Raw genomic sequence first — 22,137 nt, forward strand, 5'->3', positions numbered from 1 at the left:
CGGGGCCGCGGGTTGCTAGCGTACGCGCACTCTCAGGTGCTGGCGGAGTGAGTGCCGCCAGGTAAACGGGAAGTCGGTGCGCGGTGCTCTTCTCAACCGCCCGCCAGTCCGACGCTGCCCCCGCAACGGTGATCGAGTCAAGAACCGCCACTATCTTCAACGGTATGCCACTGTGCCCACGGCATGGGAAGGCGGCGGTTCAGCAGGACCTCCGGCATCACGCCAGGCCCTCGCTCGTCAGTCCGGAGACCGGCCCGAGAGCGCATGCCGAATCGCGGAGGGCGGTCATCAGGCAGGGCATCGACCGCTCCGTTCGCGCCGCTTCCCTTCCTTCTGTTCCTCTGCGCCGGCCCATAGAAAAAAGCTGGACGCCGTGCGGGTGAGCACGGCGAAGCAAGGGACAGACATGAACACGACTTTTGCCTCCCGGGGCCTTGCGACCTTCGCACTGGCCACCCTGCCGCTGGCCATTCAGCCCGCTGAGCCTCAGCTCGAAGGCGCGGCCGACACCACCGCCGAGGCGGCACGCCTCAACCCCCTGGTGGTCACCGCCGCCCTGGCGCCGCGCACCGCCGATGAAACGCTCGCCTCCGTCACCGTGCTCGACGAGGCCACCCTGCGCCGCCAGGATCCGGCGAGCCTTCCCGACCTGCTGCGCGGCCAGCCGGGGGTAGACGTCACCTCCAACGGCAGCTTCGGCAAGAACAGCAGCGTCTATATCCGCGGCACCGGCAATGACCAGAACGTCTTGCTGATCGACGGCATTCGTCTGCGCTCCGCCACTGCCGGCGGTGCCGCCTGGCAGTTCCTCGACCCGCGGATGTTCCAGCGCGCCGAGATCGTGCGTGGTCCTCTCGGCAGCCTCTATGGCGCCGATGCCATCGGCGGCGTGGTGCAGCTCTTTACCCCGGAAGGCGAGGAGGGGGACCCCCGACCGCGGGTCTCCGTGGGCGGCGGCTCCTTCAATACCCAGCGCTACAGCGCCAGCCTGGCCGGTGGCAGCGGCGGCACCCGCTACTACGTCGCCGGCAGCCGCTTCGACACCGATGGCACGCCTGTGCGCCGCGGGGGCGAGGACAAGGGCTACGACAACACCTCGGGCCTGGTGAGGCTCGCCCATACCTTCGACAGCGACGCCGAGGTGGGCCTGTTAGCGCTACGTGCTCGCGGCAATACCGAGTTCGACGGCGGTGAGTCCGACTTCGTCCAGCAGGTGGCGGGCATCTACGGTGAGCTGCCGGTAACCGGGAACTGGCGTAGTCGTCTCACCCTCAGCGAAGCCAGGGACGAAAGCGATACTGTCCAGAGCTTTGGTGCCTCCACCTTCGATACCCGGACCCAAACGGCGCGCTGGGAAAACACCCTGGGTTTTGGCGTGCATGAACTGGTAGCCGGTGCCGAATACAGCGAAGACCGGGTCAGCAGCACGACCACCTATGACGAGACGACTCGCGACAACGCCGCGGTCTTTGCCCAGGGGCTGCTGGACTTCTCCCCCTTCGCCGTTCAGGCCGCTCTGCGCTATGACGATAACCAGGCCTTCGGCGATGAGGTCACCGGCAGCCTGGCGCTGGGCTACGATCTGGACGATTCCCATACGTTGCGTGCCAGCTACGGAACGGCATTTCGTGCGCCGACTTTCAACGATCTATATTGGCCATTCGAGGACTTCGGAGATTGGGGATCCTATCAGGGTAACCCTGACTTGCGGGCGGAGACCTCGTCCACCGTCGAAGTCGGTATACGCGGTCAGTACCAAGCCTTTTACTGGGACCTGGCGGGTTACCAGAGTCATGTTGATGATCTGATCGCGACGGAAACCATCAATGGTGATAGTCGCCCGACAAATATCAACGAGGCTCGCATCCGCGGTGTCGAACTGGCTGCCGGGGCCGAAATCGACGACTGGACCCTGGCGGCGGCGCTGACCTATGCCGATCCGGAAAATCGGAGTGGCCTCAATGCTGGCAATCGCATCCAGCGCCGGGCCAGTCAGAGCGCCCGCTTCGACGTGGATCGCGCACTGGGCGACTGGACGCTGGGAGGCTCCTGGATTCTGCAGGGTTACCGCTATGAGGATGCCGCCAATACTGATCGCCTTAACGGCTTCGGGCTGGTCAATCTGCGCGCCGGCTGGGACTTTGCGCCGATGTGGTCGGCTCGCCTGACTGTGGAGAATGCCCTGGACAAGGAGTACGAAACCGCGCGTGACTATATCAACGCCGGCCGTGCGGCCTTCGTGAGCGTTCACTTTGGCCAGTAGCGGCCAGCTCGGCGGGGCCCTTGGCCCCGCTGCCGTCTTCTGCGCCTCGCTTGGCCTCGCCCTCGCGGGGCTGGGCGCGAGCGAGGCGCGCGCCGACTCCCCCTGTGCCGTCGATGACCGCGGCCGCGAGGTCTGCCTGGACGCGCCGGCCAGCCGTATCGCCGCGCTCTCGCCCGGGGCCACCGAGCTGACCTGGGCCGCCGGGGCAGGGGAGAAGGTGGTAGCGGTGGTGGCCTACAGCGACTATCCGCCTGAGGCCCGGGAGGTCCAATCGGTCGGCAGCCACACCCGCATGGACCTGGAAACCCTGCTGTCGCTCGCGCCGGATCTGGTGATCGGCTGGATCACCGGCAACCCGGCGGAGCAGCTCGAGACACTCGAGGCGCTGGGGCTGCCGGTGTTCATGATCGAGCCGCGCACCGTCGAGGGGGTCGCCACTGCCATCGAGCGGCTGGCACGCCTGGCCGGCAGCGAGGCGGCGGGCGACGCCGAGGCCGCCCGCTTCCGCGAGGGCATGGCGGAGCTCGCCGAGCGCCACGCCGAGGCCGAGCCGGTGTCGGTCTTCTATCAGGTGTGGGACGAGCCCCTGATGAGCGTCAACGACGAGCACCTGATCGGCCAGGTGGTGACCCTGTGCGGTGGCGTCAATGTCTTCGGTGAGCTCTCGCGGCTGGTGCCGCGCCTCGACGACGAGTCGGTGCTGGCCGCCGACCCCGAGGCGATCATCGCCGGCGGTATGGGCGAGGAGAACCGCCACTGGCTCGCCCACTGGGAGCAGTATCCGGGCCTGACTGCGGTCGCCAGCGACAATCTCTTCTTCGTGCCGCCCTCGCTGATCCAGCGGCCGACCCCGCGCCTGCTGGAGGGCAGCCGCATTCTCTGCGACAAGCTGGAGGTCGCGCGTGCCAGACGGTAGCCCCACTCGATGCGACAGCTGAGCCTGCCCCTGGGCCTGCTGCTGGCGGCGGCGCTGGCGGCGCTGGCGCTGTCGGTCAGCGTCGGCAGTGTCGGCGTGGCGCCTGGCGAGCTGTGGGCGGTGCTCCGCGGCGGCGGCGAGGTCCTGCCGCGCACCCTCATCCTCGAGCTGCGGGTGCCGCGCTCGCTTGCGGCCTTCGCCGTCGGCGGCCTGCTGGCGGTAGCCGGTGCGCTGATGCAGGTGCTGCTGCGCAACCCCCTGGCCGACCCCTATGTACTGGGACTCTCCGGCGGCGCCTCGGTGGGGGCGCTCGCCGCCATGCTGGGCGGCATGGGGGGGCTTATGATCTCCGGTTCGGCCTTCGGGGGCGCGCTGGCCTCGACCCTGCTGGTGTTCGGCCTGGCCCATGGCACCGGCAGCTGGACGCCGTCGCGGCTGCTGCTCACCGGGGTGGTGGTGGCCGCCGGCTGGGGGGCAGTGATCACCTTGATGCTGGCGGTGAGCCCCGCCGATCGTCTGCCCGGCATGCTCTACTGGCTGATGGGGGATCTCTCCTACGCGCGCACCCCCTGGCCGGCGCTCGCCATGCTGCTGGCGATCTGTCTGCTGGTGGTGCCCATGGGGCGCAGCCTCAACGTGCTGGCCCGTGGGCCGCTCCAGGCGGCGGCGCTCGGCGTGGCGGTGCGGCCGCTGGAGTGGGTCATCTATGTGGCCGCCAGCCTGCTCACCGCCATGGCGGTGACCACCGCCGGCAGCATCGGCTTCGTGGGGCTGGTGGTGCCGCATATGCTGCGCCTGGTGCTGGGCAACGACCAGCGCCTGATCCTGCCGGCCTGCGCCCTGGCCGGCGGCACCCTGCTGGTGCTGGCCGATACCCTGGCGCGCACCCTGATCGCCCCGGAACAGCTGCCGGTAGGGGTGATCACCGCGCTGCTTGGCGTCCCCACCTTCCTCTACCTGCTCTATCGGAGCCGCTGATGAGCCGTCTCGATATTCGAGAGCTGGTTGTCGACGTCCCCGGGCGCGCCGATGGACGGGCGCTGACGCTCTGCGTCGAACCCGGCCAGGTGTGGGGCGTGCTGGGGCCCAACGGAGCCGGCAAGACCACCCTGCTGCATACCCTGGCCGGGCTCAGGACGCCGCGCCGAGGGGAGGTGCTGCTCGACGGCCGACCCCTCGCCACCCTGGGCCGCCGCCGGGTCGCCCAGCGGCTGGGGCTGGTATTCCAGGAGCGCCACGATGGCTTTCCCGCCACGGTGCGCGAGACCGCCCTGATCGGCCGCCACCCCTGGCTGTCGCCCTGGCAGATGGAGGGCGGTGAAGACCTGCGCCTGGCCGAGGCGGCGCTGGCGCGGCTCGATGTCGACCACCTGGCCGACCGCCTGGTCAGCACCCTCTCCGGCGGCGAGCGCCAGCGCCTGACCATCGCCACGGTGCTGACCCAGGCGCCGCACCTATGGCTGGCCGACGAGCCCACCAACCATCTCGACCTGCACCATCAGACCGAGGTCATGGCGCTGCTCGCCGGCGAGGCCGCCGCCGGCCGCGCGGTGATGATGTGCCTGCACGACCTCAACCTGGCGGCGCGCTGGTGTGACCACCTGCTGCTGCTCTATCCCGACGGCGAGGCCTGCTGGGGCCCGGCGGACACCATGCTGGAGCCCGCGGCTCTGGAGCGGCTCTATGGCCAGCGCCTGGCCACCGCCTGGGTCGATGGCGCCCCGGTTTTTGTGCCCGCCAGGTAACCCCTGGCTATCTCAGAGGGCGTGGCGAAAACGCAGGATCCGGCCCTGGTCCCCGGGGTCATCGAGAAAGTCCGCCTGCACGCCGAAGGTGCGGCGCAGCCGCTCGACGGTGAGGACCCGCTCGGGTGGGCCGATATCCACCAGGCGGCCGGCCTCCATCACCCCGATGCGATCACAGGACATGGCCTGGTTGAGGTCGTGCAGGGCGATCACCACCGTGACCGGTAGCCGCCCGACCAGTTGCAGGATCGACAGCTGGTGGCGGATATCCAGGTGGTTGGTGGGCTCGTCGAGCAGCAGGATCCTCGGCCGCTGGGCCAGGGCCCGGGCGATATGCACCCGCTGGCGCTCGCCGCCGGAGAGGGTGTGCCAGAGACGCCCCGCCAGGTGCCCCATATCGACGTCGTCGAGGGCCTGGCCGACGATGGCATCATCTTCGTCGGACCAGGGGCGCAGCGGCGAGAGGAAGGGCGTTCGGCCCAGGGCGACCACCTGGCGAACCACCACCCGGTCGAGGGTCTCCGCCTGCTGTTCGACGAAGGCGATGGCGCGGGCGATCTCCCGCTGGCGCATCCGCCGCATCGGCCGGTCATCTACCAGCACGCGCCCGCGCTTCGGCCGGCGCAGCCCGGCCAGGACCCGCAGCAGGGTGCTCTTGCCCGAGCCATTCGGGCCGATCAACCCGAAGGTCTCCCCGGGGGCCACCGCGAGGCTGACGTCGTTCAGCAAGCGGTGCCCCTGGACCGTCCAGTCGATGTTTTCGGCGGTCAGTCTCATGAGGTCCGCGCCCCGCGAATCAGGATGATGGCGAAGGCCGGGGCGCCGATCAGCGCCGTGACCACGCCGATCGGCAGCACCTGCCCCGGCACCAGGACCCGGGAGAGGATATCCGCGCCGATCAGGAAGACCGCGCCGGCCAGCGCCGAGGCCGGCACCAGCCGGGTGTGGCGGCTGCCGACCAGGAAACGCATGGCATGGGGAATCACCAGGCCCACGAATCCGATGGCGCCGACCATGGAGACCATCACCGCGGTGACCAGGGCCATGGCGCCGATCAGCACGCCGCGTACCCGGTTCACGGCGATGCCCAGCGAGGCGGCGCCGTCGGCACCGAAGGTAAAGGCGTCCAGCGCCTGCCGGTACCACAGGCAGACCAGCAGGCCGCCCAGCGCCACTGGCAGTCCCAGGACCACGTCGTCCCAGCGCACGCCGGAGAGGTTGCCCATCAGCCAGAACATGATCCCCCGCGCCTGCTCGGCACTCGCCGACCTGGCAATGATAAAGGCGGTGAGGGCATTGAAGAGCTGCGAGCCGGCGATACCGGCGAGGATGATGGCCCCCGCGGCCTGGGCACCGCGTCCGCCCCCGGTGCCGCTGCCGGCGGCCTGGGCGAGCAGCACCACCAGGCCGAAGGCCAGTCCCGCCCCGGCGAAGGCGCCGAGGGAGAGCGTCAGGGTGCCGGCGCCGAGCCCGGCGATGGTCACCGCCACGGCGCCGGTAGAGGCGCCGGCGGAGATCCCCATCAGGAAGGGGTCGGCCAGGGGGTTGCGCAGCAGCGCCTGCAGGACCACGCCGGCCAGGGCCAGCCCGGCGCCGCAACCGGCGGCGAGCAGGGTGCGGCTGAGCCGATAGTTCCAGACGATGCCGGCATCGATGCGATCGACGGCATAGTCCGCCCCCCAGAGCTGGTTGGCCAGTACCTTGAGGATGGTCTCCACCGGGATCGCGGTCTCGCCGATGGCGGTACCCGCCATGATGGCGACAAACAGGATCGGTGGCGCCAGCCAGGCCCAGCGCCATGGCAAGCGCACCGCTGGAGACAGGGCTATCGACGCATTCATCGGTCGAAGGCGAGGGTCGGCAAGGCGTCGACCAGGGTTTCGAGGCCGACGAGGGTGCGCATGGTGGCGCTCATTGCATGGGCATCCATCTCGATGATGCGGCCGTTGCGTACCGCCGACATCTCCCGGGTCACCGGATCGCTATGCAGAAAGTCGAGCTTTTCGGCGATATCGTCGGCGGCGAAGCGGCGACGATCCATGCGGGCCACCACGATGATATCCGGGTCGGCCCGGGCGATGGATTCCCAGCCGACGGTAGGCCACTCCTCGTCGGATTCCACCACGTTGCGGATGCCCAAGGCGTCCATCATATAGCCCGGCGCGCCGAGGCGGCCGGCGACATAAGGGGCGGCGGAGCGGTCGGGGGAAGAGAACCAGAATACCGCCGACAGATCGTCCGGCAGTTCCAGGGCCTCGGCAGCGGCGATGGCAGTCGCCTCGCGCGTTTCCAGCTCGGCCACCAGGGCGTTACCGGCCTCCTGGACATCGAAGATGGTGGCCAGCTCGCGGATGCCCTTGTAGACCGATTCGGGGGAGAAGGCGGCGGTCCGGGTGCCGTCGCCGCCGGTGCTGTTGTCCTTGGTATCGCAATCCGCCGGCATCACATAGGTGGCGATGCCCAGCTCGTGAAACTGCTCGCGGGTCGCCACGCTGCCGGTGGGGCCGACATGCCACTCATACTGGGCGGCGACGAGCTCGGGGCGGCGGTTGACCACGGCCTCGAAGCTCGGATCGTTGTCGGCCAGGCGCTCGATATCGGCATTGATCTCGCGGAATTCCGGCAGCACCGGAGTGAACCAGACCGAGGTGCCGGCGACCCGCTCGGCCAGTCCCAGGGCATAGAGGATTTCGGTGGCCGATTGCCCGACGGTAACCGTGCTTTGCGGTGCGGAGGGGAGGCTGATCTCCATGCCGCAGTTGGTCAGTGTCAGCGGATAATGGGTGTCATTCGACAGGGCGTGAGAGGCGGGAATTATCGATAATATGGACAGTAGATGGCGAGCTATTTTCATGAGATTGAGTCCGATAATGTTTGGATACTGATCGTTGGTATTTCGCTAATTATTGGCGAAAAACCGATAAGTCATCCGCCAGTGTTATGGTCATGCCGTGATGGATCCCGCCGCTCTCGCCGGGGAGTCGGTGCAAGCGGCGAAGATCATGGAGGAAGTCGGCACAAGAAAACAAGCCCGGTTCCCGCCGGTGTGGTTCTTGCTTTAGGATGGCCCGACTGAGAATGGGTGCCCCTGTCCTGGAGGAAGTTGGCCAGGGGATAATCGGGAAGTATGGTGAGGCCTCGCGCCGATCCCATCGCTGCCCCCGCAACGGTAATGAGTGAAACGCCTGCGACGACCACTGGCATCCGCCGGGAAGGTGCAGGCGACGGCACGGCGCCGAGACGATCTGCGCCAGGCCCTCCTCGAGCCCGGAGACCGGCCCATTATTTCGTTCATCCGGTAACGGTGCGGTGGGCACCGGGGATAGTCTGCCTGTGATTCCTTTCCTAGCTCCCCGTCGGGGGCCGCGGCTGGTCGTGTGCCAGGCCCCGATGCCCGGTCGGGCGGTGGTGCCATGACCCCCGTGGCCGAGTTCCCCTTCGTCGCCGTGGTCGGCCAGCCGGCCCTCAAGACCGCCCTGCTGCTCAACGCCATCGACCCCCGGGGGGGGGGTGTGCTGATCAGCGGCCCCCGCGGCAGCGCCAAGTCCACCCTGGCCCGGGCGCTGGCGGCGATCCTCCCCGATACCGCCGAGGGGCGCCGGCCGCCCTTCGTCACCCTGCCGCTGGGCGCCAGCGAGGAGCGCCTGACCGGCAGCCTGGACCTGCAGCGGGTGCTGTCCGAGCGCGAGGCGGCCTTCCAGCCGGGGCTGCTGGCCAGGGCGGACGGCGGGGTGCTTTACGTCGACGAGGTCAACCTGCTGCCGGACGCCCTGGTGGACCTGCTGCTCGACGCGGCGGCCAGCGGCGTCAACAGCGTCGAACGCGACGGCATCAGCCACCGCCATCCCGCCCGCTTCGCCCTGATCGGCACCATGAACCCGGACGAGGGGGAGCTGCGCCCCCAGTTGCTCGACCGCTTCGGCCTCTGCCTCGAGCTCGAGGCGACGGTGGGTGTCGAGGAGCGCATCGCCATCCTGCGCCAGCGGGAGGCCTTCGACCGCGACCCCGAGAGCGTGTTGGCGAGCCATGCCGAGGCCCAGGCGGCGCTGACCCACCGCCTGAGCCAGGCGCAGCAGAGGCTTGCCGAGGTGACCACCGACGCCTGGGGCTACGAGCATATCGCCCGGGGTTGCGAGGCCGCCGGCGTCGAGGGCCTGCGCGCGGACGTGACCTGGCATCGGGCGGCCCGGGCCCATGCCGCCTGGCGCGGCGCGACCACGGTGACCCGGGAGGACCTGGACACCGTCGCGCCCTGGGTGCTGGCCCATCGCCGTACCCGGGAGCCCCGGCCCGATCACACGCCGCCGTCCGGTGGCCCGGGCGGGCAGGGCGGCTCCGATGGCGGGGCGGACGGAGGCGCCGCGCCCGGCGACGGCCAGGGCGGTCCGGCCGGAGACGGGCAGTGGGGCGCCATGCCACCGCTGGCCCAGCCGAGCGTCGGCGTTCCGGCCCAGGCGTTGCCGGCGACCGAGGCGCCGGCCCGCGATGCCGCTACGTCGCCAGTGGCGACAGCGCCGCGGGGGACCTGGCCGCAGGGCGGGCCGGGTCGGCAGCGTTCCGGTGGCGAGGCCAGGCCGCGCCGGCCGGACTGGTTCGCCACCCTGGTCGCCAACCGTGGCCACTGGCCCTGGCGGGAACTGCGCTATCGCCGGGGCCGCGGCGGCCGGCCGCTGGTGCACCTGGTGCTGCTGGACACCTCCGCCTCCACCCTGGGTGGCCGGCGGCTGGGCCGCGCCAAGGGGCTGGTGGAGCGGCTGGGGCGCGAGGCCTACGCCGCCCGGGAGCAACTGGCGGTGCTGGGCTTCGGCAACGACGGCGTCACGGAGCTGGTGTCGCGGCGTCGTGCCCCCAAGGCGCTGCCCGGGCGGCTCGAGGCCGCCGGCGGTGGCGGCGGCACGCCGCTGCGCGAGGCGATCCAGCACGCGGCGCGGCTGATTCGCCGGTGGCGCCGGCAGGACGCCGGCCTGCGGGTGCGCACCTACCTGATCACCGACGGGCGCACCCGCCAGCCCCTCGACGGCCTGCCGTCGCTGGGGGAGTGCGTGGTCGTGGATACCGAAGCGGCCGCCGTCAAGCGCGGCCGCGGCGCGCTAATCGCCGCGCAACTGGGCGCCCGTTATCACCCCCTGTCCTGCGGTGGAGCGTCCAGTAGAGAGTCCCTTGGAGAGTCGGCCCATGGCTAAGCCAAGCGAGGCGGCGAGCGCCGCCTGTCCCGCCCTCTTTATCGCCGCCCCGGCCTCGGGGCAGGGTAAGACCACGGTGACCGCATCCCTGGCCCGGCTGCTGCGCAACCGGGGCCAGGTGGTGCGGGTCTTCAAGACCGGCCCCGACTACCTGGACCCGCGGGTGCTGGCCCAGGCCTCCGGGCGGCCGGTGGACCCCCTCGACCTGTGGATGGCCGGCGAGGCCGATTGCCGCCGGCGCCTGTACGAGGCCGCCCGGGAGGCGGACCTGATCCTGGTGGAGGGCGCCATGGGCCTGTTCGATGGCGAGCCCTCCAGCGCCGACCTGGCGGCGTTGTTCGACCTGCCGCTGGCCATCGTCATGGACGTCAAGGGCATGGCCCAGACCGCGGCGGCGCTGGTGGCCGGCCTGGCGGGGTTCCGCGATGACGTGCGCATCGCCGGCCTGATCGCCAACGCCTGCGGCTCGCCGCGCCACCGGGAGTTGATCGAGGCCGCGCTGCCGGCCGAGATTCCGCTGCTGGCCGCGGTGCCCCGGGATGCCGCCCTGGCCCTGCCGGAGCGCCACCTGGGGCTGGTCCAGGCCGAGGAGATCCGCGACGACCTGGAGGCCCGCTTCGAGGCCGGCGCCGCGGCGCTGGAGGCCGAGGGGCTGGCGGAGGCGCTGCTGGCGCTGCCGCCGGTCACCTTCGCGGCGCCGCCTGAGGCCGCCGCGGCGCCCCTGCCGTCGTTGCGGGGCCGGATCATTGGCGTGGCCCGGGACGCGGCCTTCAGTTTCATCTACCAGGCCAACCTGGAGCTGCTGGAGCGCATGGGCGCGAGCCTGCGCTTCTTCTCGCCGCTCACCGATAGCCGCTTGCCGCCCTGCGATGCGCTCTGGCTGCCGGGGGGCTACCCGGAGCTGCACGCCGCGCGGCTGGCGGCGAACGCGCCGATGCGCGAGGCGATCCAGGGCTTCTTCGCCGCCGACAAGCCGATCCTCGCCGAATGCGGCGGCCTGCTCTACTGCCTGGAGAGCCTGACCGACGTGGACGGCGAGACCCACGCCATGCTGGGGCTACTGCCCGGCCGGGGCGCCATGCGCGGGCGGCGTGGCTGCCAGGGCATGCAGACCGCCGAGCTGCCGGAGGGGCCGGTGCGCGGCCACGCCCACCACCGCTCGGTGGCGGAAGGCACGCCTGCGCCCATCGCCTTCGGCCGGCGCCAGCGCCACCCCGCGCCGGGGGAGGCCATCTATCGTGAGCGTGGCCTCACGGCCACCTATCTGCACCTCTACTTCCCCGATAACCCCGATGCCCTGGCCCGACTGTTAACGGCGAGCGGGCGGCCGGCATGCGCGATCATAGAAACCGAGGAGTCCCACGGATGAACCTGAACAAGATCCCCGCCACGGTGGTGACCGGCTTCCTGGGCAGCGGCAAGACGACCCTGCTGGCCGGCCTGCTGCGCCAGGTCACCGGCAAGCGCATCGCCGTTATTGTCAACGAGTTCGGCGAGCAGGATATCGACTCCAGCCTGCTGCGCGGCTGCGCCCTGGGTTGTGACGAGGAGGGGGAAGGCGCCCCCGTGGAGCTCGAGCGCGGCATCTATGAGCTGGCCAACGGCTGCATCTGCTGCACCGTGGAGGAGGAGTTCTTGCCGGTGATGAAGCAGCTGGTGGCCCGCCGCGACGATATCGACCATATCCTCATCGAGACCAGCGGCCTGGCCCTGCCCAAGCCGCTGGTGCAGGCCTTCAACTGGCCGGAGGTGCGCCAGCACTGCACCGTGGACGCCATCATCACCGTGATCGACGGCCCGGCGGTGGCCGCCGGCCGCTACGCCAGCGACGTCGACAAGGTGGAGGCCCAGCGCCGGGCCGACGAGAGCCTGGATCACGACCCCAGCCTGCGCGAGCTGCTCGACGACCAGCTCAGCGCCGCCGACCTGGTGCTGGTCACCAAGACCGACCTGCTCGCCCCGGATGAGCGGGCCCGGGTGGAGGCGCTGGTCGCCCAGCGGGTGCCGGCCTCGGTCAAGACCCTGTTTATCGACCAGCGTGCCTATGGCAACGGTAACGGCGATGGCAACGGCGACACGCGGGCCCAGCTGGAGGCCCTGATGGGCATCGGCGCGGCCAGCGAAGAGCATATCGACCGCATCGACAACCACCACGATCGCCACCACGCCGAGGGGGCCCACCACGACCACGCCCACGATCACTTCGACTCCTGCGTGATCCGCCTGGGCGAGGTGGACGGCGAGGCCCTGGCGGCGCGCCTCCAGGCGCTGCTGCAGGGCCACGAGATCTACCGGGCCAAGGGCTTCGCGGCCCTGCCGGGCAAGCCCATGCGGCGAGTGATCCAGGCCGTGGGCGAGCGCCTCGACGGCTACTTCGACCGCCTCTGGACGCCGGATGAGCCGCGGGAGACCCAGCTGGTGATCATCGGCAAGGGGCTGAATAGCGAGGCCCTGCATGCCGCCCTGGCGGGCGCCGAGATCGCGACGGCGCCCTGATGCACCTCTTCGCCGCCAAGCCCGGGGGCTTCGTCGACGACGAGGGCATCGTCGACCTGCAGCAGAGCCCCGCCGAGGTCGTCATCCTGTCCGCCGCCGACAGCAGCCTGTCGGCCCTGGCCCAGGCGGTGGAGCGCCTGGATGGGGCGGGCGGCGAGGACTTTCCCTCTCTGCGCCTGGCCAACTGGATGAACCTGGTCAAGCCCGCCGCCTATGACCTCTACGAGGATCGGGTGCTGGACGAGGCGCGGCTGGTGATCGTCTCGCTGCTGGGCGGCAGCGGCTACTGGCGCTACGGCTTCGAGCGGCTGCAGGCCTGGGCGGCCGCCGATAAGCGCCGCCAGTTGATCCTGGTGCCGGGCTGCGATGCCCCGGACGACGATCTGCTGGCGGCCTCCAGCGTCCCCGTCGCCTTGGCCCACCGGGTCTGGCGCTACCTTCGGGAGGGGGGCGTGGACAACGCCGAGCAACTGCTGCGTTGTGTCGGTGCGGAATGTCTGGGGCTGCCCCTGGCGTGGCGCGAACCCAGGCCCCTTCCCGCGGCGCTGCTCTACGACCCCCACACGGTGGGCCGGCAGGAGGCGACCCTGAGCGAATGGCGGAAACGCCAGGTTCCCGAGCGCCCGGTCTGCCTGCTGCTCTTCTATCGCAGCCATCTGCAGGGCGCCAATATCGATGTGCTGGATGGCCTGATCGCGGCGCTCGAGGCCCAGGGCCTGGCGCCCCTGGCGGTGGCCGTGGCCTCGCTCAAGGAGTCGGCCTGCCTGGCCTTCGTCAATCACCTGATCGAGGCGACCGGTGCGGGCCTGGTGATCAATACCACCGGCTTCTCCGTCAATCGTCATACGGACGACGGCGAGGCCCTCGGCGAGGCGGAGCTCGAACAGGAGCTCGCGGGACTCTTCGTCGGCCGGCCGGTGGTGCTGCAGGCGATCCTGGCCAGCAGCACCGAAGAGGACTGGCGGGCCGAGGCCGGCGGCCTGCGCAGCCGCGACCTGGCCATGCAGGTGGTGCTGCCGGAGATGGATGGCCGCATCCTGACCCGGGCGGTGGGCTTCAAGAGCGAGGCCCACTACAGCGAGCGCTGTCAGCTGTCGGTGGTGCGCCACGCCCTGCATCCGGAGCGCGCCGCCTTCGTCGCCCGGCTGGCGCGGCGCTTCTGTGACCTGCGACACAGGCCGAACCGAGAGAAACGCCTGGCGCTGGTGCTGGCCAACTACCCCAACCGCGACGGGCGCATCGGCAACGGCGTCGGCCTGGATACCCCGGCCTCGACGGTCGCCATCCTGCGGGCCCTGGCCGGGGCGGGCTATCCGGTGAGTGAGGTGCCGGAGGACGGCGACGCCCTGACCCGGTGGCTGCAGGGCGGCGTCACCAATGCTCGCGAGGCCCTGGACGGGCGCCCCTGCTGGCAGAGTATCGCCGTCGACGACTACCTGGCCTGGTTCCGGACCCTGCCGGAGGCCCTTCAAGAGACGGTGTGGACGCGCTGGGGGCCGCCCGGCGCGGACCCCAAGTACCGCCAGGGCCGGCTGATGATCGCCGGGATCCGCCTGGGGGAGACCTTCGTCGGTATCCAGCCGGAGCGCGACATCAGTGAAGGGCCTGGAGCTGACCTCACCAAGAGCTACCACGATAGCGAGCTGGCGCCGCCCCATAGCTACCTGGCCTTCTATCTCTGGCTGCGCGAGCACTACCGGGTGGACGCGGTGATCCATGTCGGCAAGCACGGCAACCTGGAGTGGCTGCCGGGCAAGAGCACGGCGCTCTCCGCCGACTGCTGGCCGGAGGTCGCCTTGGGGCCGCTGCCGCACTTCTATCCCTTTATCGTCGACGACCCGGGGGAGGGCGCCCAGGCCAAGCGCCGCAGCCAGGCGGTGATCATCGATCACCTGATGCCGCCGCTGGCCCGCGCCGAGCTCTACGGCGCCATGGCCGAACTCGAGGCGCTGACCGACGAGTACTACCAGGCACTCGGCATGGACCCGCGCCGCGAGACCCTGCTGCGCGAGCGGATCCTGGCCCATCTGCGCGACACCGGGATCGACCGGGAGCTGGCCCAGGGCGGGGATGGCACCGAGGGTGACACGGATAACGAGCGCCTGCTTAACGAGCTGGATACCTACCTGTGCGATATCAAGGAGGCGCAGATCCGCCACGGCCTCCATGTGCTGGGCAGCCTGCCGCCACGGGATAAGCGGGCCGGGACCCTGGTCGCCATCCTGCGCCTGCCGCGGGGTGAATCGCCGGCCCAGCGCGGCCTGCTGCATAACCTGGCCGCCGACCTGGGGCTGCCGCCGGAGTTCGACCCCCTGGCGGCCGGGGCCGAGCCCTGGCAGGGGCCACGGCCGCCGGCCCTGGCCGCGCTGGCCGATGCCCCCTGGCGCAGCGCCGCCGATACCCGCGAGCGCCTGGAGCGCCTCGCCCATCGGCTGGTGGAGACACACGTTCTGGAGGAGGGCTGCCTGGCGACCCTGGCCCGCGACTACCCGGCCACCGCCGAACAGTGCCGCCATGCCCGGGAGCGGCTCTGGGCCGATATGCAACGCGGCGCCGAGATGGAGCTCCAGTCGCTGCTGGATGGCCTGGCGGGGCGCTTCGTGCCCCCCGGGCCGAGCGGCGCCCCCAGCCGCGGGCGCCTCGACGTGCTGCCCACCGGGCGCAACTTCTTCGGCGTCGACAACCGCGCCATTCCGTCGCCGGCCGCCTGGTCCCTGGGCGAGGCCTCGGCCCAGGCCTTTGTCGAGCGCTACCTGCAGGATCACGGCGACTACCCGCGCCGCCTGGGCCTGTCGATCTGGGGCACCGCCACCATGCGCACCGGCGGCGACGATATCGCCCAGGCCTTCGCGCTGATGGGCGTGCGGCCGATCTGGTCGCTGGGCTCCCGGCGGGTGATCGATATCGAGGTGATTCCCGCCATGCTGCTGCAGCGGCCCCGGGTGGACGTCACCCTGCGGGTCTCCGGCTTCTTCCGCGACGCCTTCGCCAACGTGATCCGCCTCTTCGACCGGGCGGTGCGGGCGGTGGCGGAATACCAGGAGCCGGGGGATGCCAACACCATTCGCACGGCGGTGCTGGCGCGCCGGGACGAGCTCGAGGCCCAGGGGCTTTCCCCGGAGGCGGCGGCCCGGGAGGCCGGCTACCGGATCTTCGGCAGCAAGCCCGGCGAGTATGGCGCCGGCCTGAACCGCCTCCTCGACAGCCGCGCCTGGGAGGACGCCGACGACCTGGCCGAGGCCTACCTGGGGGCCGGGGCCTACGCCTACGGCCAGTTCCCGGAGTCCGGCGTCGCCGCCCGGGCCGCCTTCGAGCACCAGCTCGAGGGGCTGGAGGCGGTAATGCACAACCAGGACAACCGCGAGCACGATATCCTCGACTCCAACGCCTACTACGCCTTCCAGGGCGGCATGGCCAACGCCAGCCGGGCGCTGGCCGGCCAGGCCCCGGCCATCTACCACGCCGATCACGCCGACCCGGCGCGGCCGCGGATGCGCACCCTCGAGCAGGAACTGGCCCGGGTGATCCGCTCCCGGGTGCTCAATCCCAAGTGGATCGAGGCGATGCGCGAGCACGGCTACAAGGGCGCCGCCGAGATGGCGGCGACGGTGGACTACCTGTTCGCCTACGACGCCACCACCGACCTGGTGGCCGACTACCAGTACGCCCAGGTCACCGAGGCGCTGGTGCTGGACCCGCGCAACCAGGCGTTTTTGCGCGAGCATAACCCCTCGGCCCTGGAGGAGATGGCGGAGCGGCTGCTGGAGGCCGCCCAGCGCGACCTGTGGCGGGCGCCCGGCGAGCAGGGCGAGGCGCTGCAGGACCTGCTGCTGGAGATCGACGAGACCCGGGAGCTGGCGCCCTGATGGTGGATCAGCGGGATACGGCGGCCAAGGCGAATCAGCCAAGTATTAAAGGCTGGTGCCCCGGGGCCTGGCACCCCATGGCCAGCGGCGATGGGCTCCTGGTGCGGGTGCGGCCGCGGTTCGGCCGGCTGACCCGGGACCAGCTGCTGGCGCTATGCGACGCGGCGGAGACCTACGGCAGCGGCCTGATCGAGCTGACCAGCCGCGCCAACCTGCAATTGCGCGGCGTCTCCGAGGCGTCCTGGCCCGGGCTGATGGAGGCCCTCGTCGAGCACGGCCTGGTCGCGGCGGACCCCGAGGCCGAGCGCCGCCCCCAGTTGCTGCTGGCCCCCGACTGGCGTGCCGGCGACGCCACCAATCAGGTGGGGCGCCTGCTGGAGGCCCGGATCAATGAGCTTCCGGCGCTGCCGGCCAAGTGGGGCCTGGCCATCGATGCCGGGGCCGCGCCGCTGCTAAGCGAGGCCTCGGCGGACCTGCGTATCGAGCGGGCGGCTTCGGACGCCCTATTAGTCCGTGCCGATGGCCGCGCCCGGGGCACCCCGGTGGACTCTCCCACCGCCGCCGTCGAGCTGCTGATTCGGCTGGCCCACTGGTTCGTCGCCAGCGGCGGCATCCACGCCGGGCGGATGCGCCGGCACGAGGCGCCGCTGCCGCCCTGGGCGCCGGCCTCCACGCCGCCGGCTTCTACATTGCCAATCAGGGCCGGCCAGCCCATGGCGCTGGGGCGCCACCCTACGGGGCGGGTCCTGGGCCTGCCCTTCGGCCGGGCGTCGGCCGCGACCCTGCGGGCCCTGATCGGGGCGGAGTCAGTTGATGCGGGTTCGGTCAGCGCCGTGCGGGTCACCCCCTGGCGGCGCCTGCTGGTCGAGGGGGTTCCCACGAGTGAGACTTTCCAGGAACAGGTGCCGCCGGGGCTAGTGGAGAGCGAGGGCGATCCGCGCCTGGCCATGCAGGCCTGCCCCGGGGCCCCCCACTGAGAGCAGGCCAGCGTGGCGACCCTGGGCCTGGCGCGGGCACTGGCCGAACGCCGACTGATCGCGGGCTCCCTGCATCTCTCCGGCTGCGCCAAGGGCTGCGCCTGCCGGCAACCGACCGACCTCTGCCTGACCGGGCGGGCAGGGCGCTATGACCTGATCATCGGCGGTCGCGCCGATGGCACGCCGGCCGCCACCGGCCTCAGTGAATCCGATGTGATCGAATACCTAGAGAAGAATCGCAATGCCTTACGTCTATGAAACGGACGGCCCGGCCATCTACCGGGAGTCCTTTGCCACGATCCGGCGCGAGGCCGAATTGGCGCGCTTCGCGCCGGAGGAGGAGCCGGTGGCCGTGCGCATGATCCATGCCGCCGGGCTGGTGGCGCTTGCCCCCTACATTCATTTCCGCGGCGATGCGGTGAATCGCGCCCGGGCGGCGCTGGAGGCGGGGGCGCCGATCCTCTGCGACGCGCGCATGGTCGCCGAGGGCATCACCCGCACGCGCCTGCCGGCGGACAACGCCATCGTCTGCACCCTGCACGACGCGCGGGTGCCCGAGCTGGCCCGGGAGCTGGGCAACACCCGCTCGGCGGCGGCGCTGGAGCTGTGGCGCCCCCAACTGGATGGGGCGGTGGTGGCGATCGGCAATGCGCCCACCGCGCTGTTCCATCTGCTCAACATGCTGGAAGAGCCGGCCTGCCCGCGTCCGGCGGCGATCATCGGCTGCCCGGTAGGCTTCGTGGGGGCCGCCGAATCCAAGCAGGCCCTGTGGGAGAGCGCCGCGGCCCCCTGCGTGATCGTCGAAGGTCGCCTCGGCGGCAGCGCGGTGACGGTGGCTGCCCTCAATGCCATGGCGGATCGCAGCGAATGAGCCAAGCAACCATCACACCGGGCACCATCCATGGCGTCGGCCTCGGCCCCGGCAGCCAGGACCTGATGAGCGTGCGCGCCGACCGGCTGATTCGTGGGGCCACCCACGTCGCCTATTTCCGCAAGAAGGGGCGCCGCGGCCATGCCCGCAGCATCGTCGAGGGCCTGCTGGCGCCCGACGCGATCGAGATCCCACTGGAGTATCCGGTCACCACCGAGATCCCCGTCGACGACCCCCGCTACAACGAGTTGCTGGCGGCCTTCTACGACAAGCAGGTTGCGCAGCTCACCGAGATCGCCGCGGCGGGCCAGGACGTGGTGGTGCTCTGCGAGGGCGACCCCTTCTTCTACGGCTCCTTTATGCACCTCTATACCCGCCTTCAGGGGCGGGTGCCGGTGGCGGTGGTGCCGGGGATCACCGGCATGTCCGCCGCCTGGACCGCCACCGGGCGGCCGGTGACCTGGGGCGACGACGTCCTTACCGTGCTGATGGGCACCCTGCCGGAGGCGGCCCTGGTCGAGCACATTGCGTGGACCGATGCCCTGGTGGTGATGAAGATCGGTCGCAACCTGGACAAGCTGCGCCGGGCCCTGGTCCGGGCCGGCCGCGACGACGAGGCCTGGCTGATCGAGTACGCCGCCATGCCCCAGGAGCGCATCCGGCCGTTTCGCGAGGTCGGCGATAGCGTCCCCTACTTCTCCATCCTGGTGATCCACGGCAACGGGAGGCGGCCATGAACGAGGTGGCAAGCGGTGGCTGGCTCAGGGTAGTCGGCCTGGGGCCGGGCTCTGAGGCGCTGATTACCCCGGAGGTCTCCGCCGCCCTGGCGGAGGCCACCGATGTGGTGGGCTATGTGCCCTATGTCGAACGGGTGGCGCCGCGGCCGGGGCTGGTGCGCCACGGCTCGGACAACCGCGAGGAGATCCGCCGGGCGGAGGCGGCCCTGCAACTGGCTGCCGCGGGCCATCGGGTGGTGGTGGTCTCCTCGGGAGACCCGGGGGTCTTCGCCATGGCCGCGGCGCTCTTCGAGGCGCTGGAGGCGGGAGAGCCGGCCTGGCGCGCCCTGGATATCCAGGTGCTGCCGGGCATCTCCGCCATGCTGGCCGCCAGCGCCCGGCTGGGGGCGCCCCTGGGCCACGACTTCTGCTGCATCAACCTCTCCGACAACCTCAAGCCCCGGGCGCTGATCGAGCGCCGCCTGCGCCTGGCCGCCGAGGCCGACTTCGCCATGGCTTTCTACAACCCTCGCTCAAAGGCGCGCCCGGAAGGCTTCGAACGCGCCCTGGGGGTCTTGCGGGAGGCCTGCGGGCCGGAGCGTCTGATCATGTTCGCCCGGGCCGTGGCCACGCCGGAGGAGACCCTGAGGGTCACCACTCTCGGCGAGGCCACGCCGGCGATGGCCGATATGCGCACCCTGGTGCTGGTGGGCTCCAGCCAGACGCGGCAGATCCCGTGCAATACCGTCGGCGTGCCCTGGGTCTATACCCCGCGGTCGGCCTTGGGGTCTGACGCGTGAGCGAGCCAGGCCAGTACCGCTTCGACCGAGTGCACCTCGTGACGGGAAGGCAGCGCCGGCCGCTCGATCATCACCACCGGCACGCCCAGTCGGCGAGCGGCGTCGAGCTTGGCGATGGCGCCGGTGCCGCCGGCGTTCTTGCACACGACGCGCTGGATGGCGTGCTCGCGCAGCAGTGCCAGGTCGCCGGCCAGCGTGAAGGGGCCGCGGTCGAGGACGATATGGTGGCGGGGCAGGGGCGGTGGCGTCTCGGGAGCGTCGACCAGACGCAGCAGATAGTGGTGCTGGGGCTGGGCGGCGAAGGCGGCGAGCTGCTGACGGCCGATGGCCAGCAGGATGCGCTGGGGCGGGCCGGCCAGAGCCTGTACCGCCGCTTCGACATCGGCGACCGGTGTACAGCGGTCCCTGGCCTGGGGCGCCCAGGGCGAGCGGGTCAGGGCGATCAGCGGGGTGCCGCTGTGGCTTGCCGCGGCCACGGCGTTGCGGCTCATCTGCTCGGCGAAGGGGTGGGTGGCATCGACCAGATGGGTAATGCGCTGCTCCGTCAGGAAGGCGGCCAGGCCCGCCACGCCGCCGAACCCGCCGACCCGGGTGGGCAGCGGCTGGGGCTTGGGAGTGCTCACTCGCCCGGCATAACTGAACAGGGCCGGGACCTCGCGCTCGGCCAGCGCGGTCGCCAGGGAACTGGCCTCAGTGGTTCCCCCTAGAATCAGGATTTTCATATGACGGACCTTGACGACGCTCCCTGGCTGACCCTGCTCGGCTGGGGGGAAGGTGGCACAGAAGGGCTGACCGCGGCAAGCCGCGAGGCGCTGGAGGCCGCCGAGCTGGTGTTCGGCGCCCGGCGCCATCTACGCCTGCTGCCGCCGCTGTCCGCCGAGGTGCGGGAGTGGCCGGTGCCCTTCGCCGAGGGTATTCCTCGACTGCTGGCTGAGCGGGGCCGGAGGGTGGTCATGCTGGTCTCCGGCGATCCCTTCTGGTTCGGTGCCGGGTCCACGCTGGCGCGCCATCTGCCCGCCGCGGAGTGGCGGGTCCTGCCGGCGCCTTCCACCTTCAGCCTGGCGGCAGGGCGTCTGGGCTGGCCGCTGGAGGCGTGTACCTGCCTCGGCCTGCATGCCAAACCGCTGACGCGGATCCGCCCCCATCTGCAGGTCGGCCGACGCCTGCTGGTGCTGGTGCGGGACGGCGAGGCGGTGAGCGAGCTGGCCGGCTGGCTGGAACGCTTCGGCTTCGGCGCCAGCCGGCTGCATCTGCTGGAGGCCCTGGGCGGCGATGGCGAGCGTATCCGCAGCGTGCGGGCCGACGCCGCCCTGCCGGACGATATCGCCCATCCGGTGGCGGTGGGGCTGGAGGTGGCCGGTGAGGGGCCGGCCTTGCCGCTGACGCCCGGCCTGCCGGACGCGCTGTTCGAGCACGATGGCCAGATCACCAAGCAGGCCGTGCGCGCCCTGATCCTGGCCGCCCTGGCCCCCCGGGCGGGGGAGCGGCTCTGGGATCTCGGCACCGGCTCGGGCTCCATCGCCATCGAGTGGCTGCTGGCCCATCCGGACAACCGCGCCCTGGGCATCGAGCGCGACGCCGGGCGGGCGGCTCGGGCGCGCCGCAATGCCCATGCCCTCGGCGTCGACTGGCTCGAGGTGGTGGAAGGCGATGCGCTGGCGATGCTGGAAGCGGGTGCCTTGGCCGAGGCCCCGCCCCCCGAGGCGGTCTTTATCGGCGGCGGGCTGTCCCAGGCCCTGCTGGAGGCGCTATGGCGGCGCTTGCCGGCCGGCGTGCGGATCGTGGCCAATGCGGTGACCCTGGAGTCCGAGGCCCTGCTGGCCGAGTGGCAGCGGCGGACCGGCGGCGAGCTGCTGCGTATCGAGCTGGCCAGCGCCGCGCCCCTCGGCACCCGGCGGGGCTGGAAGGCCAGCTACCCCATCGTGCAGTGGCGGGTGAGCCGATGAGGGTGGCGGGCTTCGGCTTTCGCCGCGGCGCCGGCCTGGCCTCGTTGGATAACGCCCTGGACCGGCTGTGCCGGCGCTATGGCCCGGTCGACCGGCTGGCCGCGGTGCAGTCGATGCTACCGCTGGTCCAGGCACTGGGGGAACGACACGGCATCCCCGTGATAGGAGTGGCGGAGGGTGACTTGCCCCGGGCGGTCACCCTGACCCGCTCCCCGCATAGCCTGGCGGCCCGGGGCACCGGCAGCGTCGCCGAAGCGGTGGCCCTGCTGGCGGCGGGCCCTAGAGCGGCCCTGCTCGGCCCCCGACTGATCTCGACGGACCGCCAGGCCACCGCGGCCCTGGCGAAAGGAGACTGAAC

The 22,137-nt window shown here is 71.2% G+C and carries 19 protein-coding genes and 2 riboswitches; of the genes, 15 read left to right on the plus strand and 4 right to left on the minus strand.

The window, feature by feature from the left end:
* Positions 1-17 precede the first annotated feature (17 nt).
* Positions 18-272, plus strand: a riboswitch (cobalamin riboswitch).
* Positions 273-406: 134 nt separating this feature from the next.
* The 4 genes from B6N23_RS15620 to B6N23_RS15635 are packed head-to-tail and all read left to right on the plus strand — an operon-like array spanning position 407 to position 4,924.
* Positions 407-2,263 (plus strand): TonB-dependent receptor domain-containing protein, encoded by a 1,857-nt coding sequence (locus B6N23_RS15620; protein WP_305503842.1) that lies wholly within the window; start codon positions 407-409, stop codon positions 2,261-2,263.
* Complete coding sequence (locus B6N23_RS15625; protein WP_305500542.1) at positions 2,253-3,179, plus strand: cobalamin-binding protein; 927 nt, start codon at positions 2,253-2,255, stop codon at positions 3,177-3,179. The genes B6N23_RS15620 and B6N23_RS15625 overlap by 11 nt, the downstream gene beginning before the upstream one ends.
* A 9-nt stretch (positions 3,180-3,188) precedes the next feature.
* On the plus strand, positions 3,189-4,157 hold the full coding sequence (locus B6N23_RS15630; protein WP_305500544.1) for a FecCD family ABC transporter permease: 969 nt from the start codon (positions 3,189-3,191) through the stop codon (positions 4,155-4,157).
* Positions 4,157-4,924, plus strand: coding sequence for an ABC transporter ATP-binding protein (locus tag B6N23_RS15635; protein WP_305500546.1), 768 nt, complete (start codon positions 4,157-4,159; stop codon positions 4,922-4,924). Before B6N23_RS15630 ends, B6N23_RS15635 begins: the two co-directional genes overlap by 1 nt.
* Before the next feature lie 12 nt (positions 4,925-4,936).
* On the opposite strand, the gene B6N23_RS15640 is transcribed toward B6N23_RS15635, so the two are convergent.
* From B6N23_RS15640 to B6N23_RS15650, 3 genes are read right to left on the minus strand one after another with little or no spacing between them, the layout of a single operon-like run.
* Positions 4,937-5,701, minus strand: a complete 765-nt coding sequence (locus tag B6N23_RS15640) for an ABC transporter ATP-binding protein (RefSeq protein ID WP_169958773.1) — start codon at positions 5,699-5,701, stop codon at positions 4,937-4,939.
* Positions 5,698-6,765 (minus strand): FecCD family ABC transporter permease, encoded by a 1,068-nt coding sequence (locus tag B6N23_RS15645; RefSeq protein ID WP_305500550.1) that lies wholly within the window; start codon positions 6,763-6,765, stop codon positions 5,698-5,700. The genes B6N23_RS15640 and B6N23_RS15645 overlap by 4 nt, the downstream gene beginning before the upstream one ends.
* A complete protein-coding gene (locus B6N23_RS15650; protein ID WP_379688255.1) occupies positions 6,762-7,676 on the minus strand; it encodes an ABC transporter substrate-binding protein in 915 nt (304 codons plus the stop codon). The genes B6N23_RS15645 and B6N23_RS15650 overlap by 4 nt, the downstream gene beginning before the upstream one ends.
* A gap of 311 nt (positions 7,677-7,987) precedes the next feature.
* Positions 7,988-8,221: riboswitch (cobalamin riboswitch) on the plus strand.
* A gap of 116 nt (positions 8,222-8,337) precedes the next feature.
* Between B6N23_RS15650 and B6N23_RS15655 the strand changes: the two genes are divergently transcribed.
* The 9 genes from B6N23_RS15655 to cobJ all read left to right on the plus strand — a co-directional run bounded on the left by B6N23_RS15655 (position 8,338) and on the right by cobJ (position 19,833).
* A complete protein-coding gene (locus B6N23_RS15655; protein WP_305500554.1) occupies positions 8,338-10,107 on the plus strand; it encodes an AAA family ATPase in 1,770 nt (589 codons plus the stop codon).
* Complete coding sequence (locus tag B6N23_RS15660; RefSeq protein ID WP_305500556.1) at positions 10,100-11,476, plus strand: cobyrinic acid a,c-diamide synthase CobB; 1,377 nt, start codon at positions 10,100-10,102, stop codon at positions 11,474-11,476. The genes B6N23_RS15655 and B6N23_RS15660 overlap by 8 nt, the downstream gene beginning before the upstream one ends.
* Positions 11,473-12,603, plus strand: a complete 1,131-nt coding sequence (gene cobW, locus B6N23_RS15665; RefSeq protein ID WP_305500559.1) for a cobalamin biosynthesis protein CobW — start codon at positions 11,473-11,475, stop codon at positions 12,601-12,603. Before B6N23_RS15660 ends, cobW begins: the two co-directional genes overlap by 4 nt.
* A complete protein-coding gene (gene cobN / locus B6N23_RS15670) occupies positions 12,603-16,469 on the plus strand; it encodes a cobaltochelatase subunit CobN (RefSeq protein ID WP_305500561.1) in 3,867 nt (1,288 codons plus the stop codon). The genes cobW and cobN overlap by 1 nt, the downstream gene beginning before the upstream one ends.
* A gap of 77 nt (positions 16,470-16,546) precedes the next feature.
* Positions 16,547-17,446, plus strand: a complete 900-nt coding sequence (locus B6N23_RS15675) for a ferredoxin-like domain-containing protein (protein ID WP_369424709.1) — start codon at positions 16,547-16,549, stop codon at positions 17,444-17,446.
* Between the two features lie 12 nt (positions 17,447-17,458).
* Positions 17,459-17,704, plus strand: a complete 246-nt coding sequence (locus B6N23_RS17065) for a hypothetical protein (RefSeq protein ID WP_369424710.1) — start codon at positions 17,459-17,461, stop codon at positions 17,702-17,704.
* Positions 17,688-18,317, plus strand: coding sequence for a precorrin-8X methylmutase (locus tag B6N23_RS15680; RefSeq protein WP_305500563.1), 630 nt, complete (start codon positions 17,688-17,690; stop codon positions 18,315-18,317). Before B6N23_RS17065 ends, B6N23_RS15680 begins: the two co-directional genes overlap by 17 nt.
* A gap of 11 nt (positions 18,318-18,328) precedes the next feature.
* Positions 18,329-19,054, plus strand: a complete 726-nt coding sequence (cobI, locus tag B6N23_RS15685) for a precorrin-2 C(20)-methyltransferase (protein ID WP_305503844.1) — start codon at positions 18,329-18,331, stop codon at positions 19,052-19,054.
* On the plus strand, positions 19,051-19,833 hold the full coding sequence (cobJ, locus tag B6N23_RS15690; protein WP_305500570.1) for a precorrin-3B C(17)-methyltransferase: 783 nt from the start codon (positions 19,051-19,053) through the stop codon (positions 19,831-19,833). The genes cobI and cobJ overlap by 4 nt, the downstream gene beginning before the upstream one ends.
* Here the strand turns inward: cobJ and B6N23_RS15695 are convergent.
* Positions 19,797-20,555, minus strand: coding sequence for a cobalt-precorrin-6A reductase (locus tag B6N23_RS15695; RefSeq protein ID WP_305500573.1), 759 nt, complete (start codon positions 20,553-20,555; stop codon positions 19,797-19,799). The two genes, cobJ and B6N23_RS15695, sit on opposite strands and share 37 nt — an antisense overlap.
* On the opposite strand from B6N23_RS15695, the gene cbiE reads away from it, so the two are divergent.
* Positions 20,556-21,779, plus strand: a complete 1,224-nt coding sequence (cbiE, locus tag B6N23_RS15700; RefSeq protein WP_305500575.1) for a precorrin-6y C5,15-methyltransferase (decarboxylating) subunit CbiE — start codon at positions 20,556-20,558, stop codon at positions 21,777-21,779.
* Positions 21,776-22,135: a cobalamin biosynthesis protein gene (locus tag B6N23_RS15705; RefSeq protein ID WP_169958761.1), complete on the plus strand. Its 360-nt coding sequence runs from the start codon at positions 21,776-21,778 to the stop codon at positions 22,133-22,135. Before cbiE ends, B6N23_RS15705 begins: the two co-directional genes overlap by 4 nt.
* The last annotated feature ends 2 nt before the right edge of the window (positions 22,136-22,137 follow it).

The sequence above is a fragment of the Halomonas alkalicola genome, assembly GCF_030704205.1.
Classification (GTDB): Bacteria; Pseudomonadota; Gammaproteobacteria; order Pseudomonadales; family Halomonadaceae; genus Halomonas; species Halomonas alkalicola.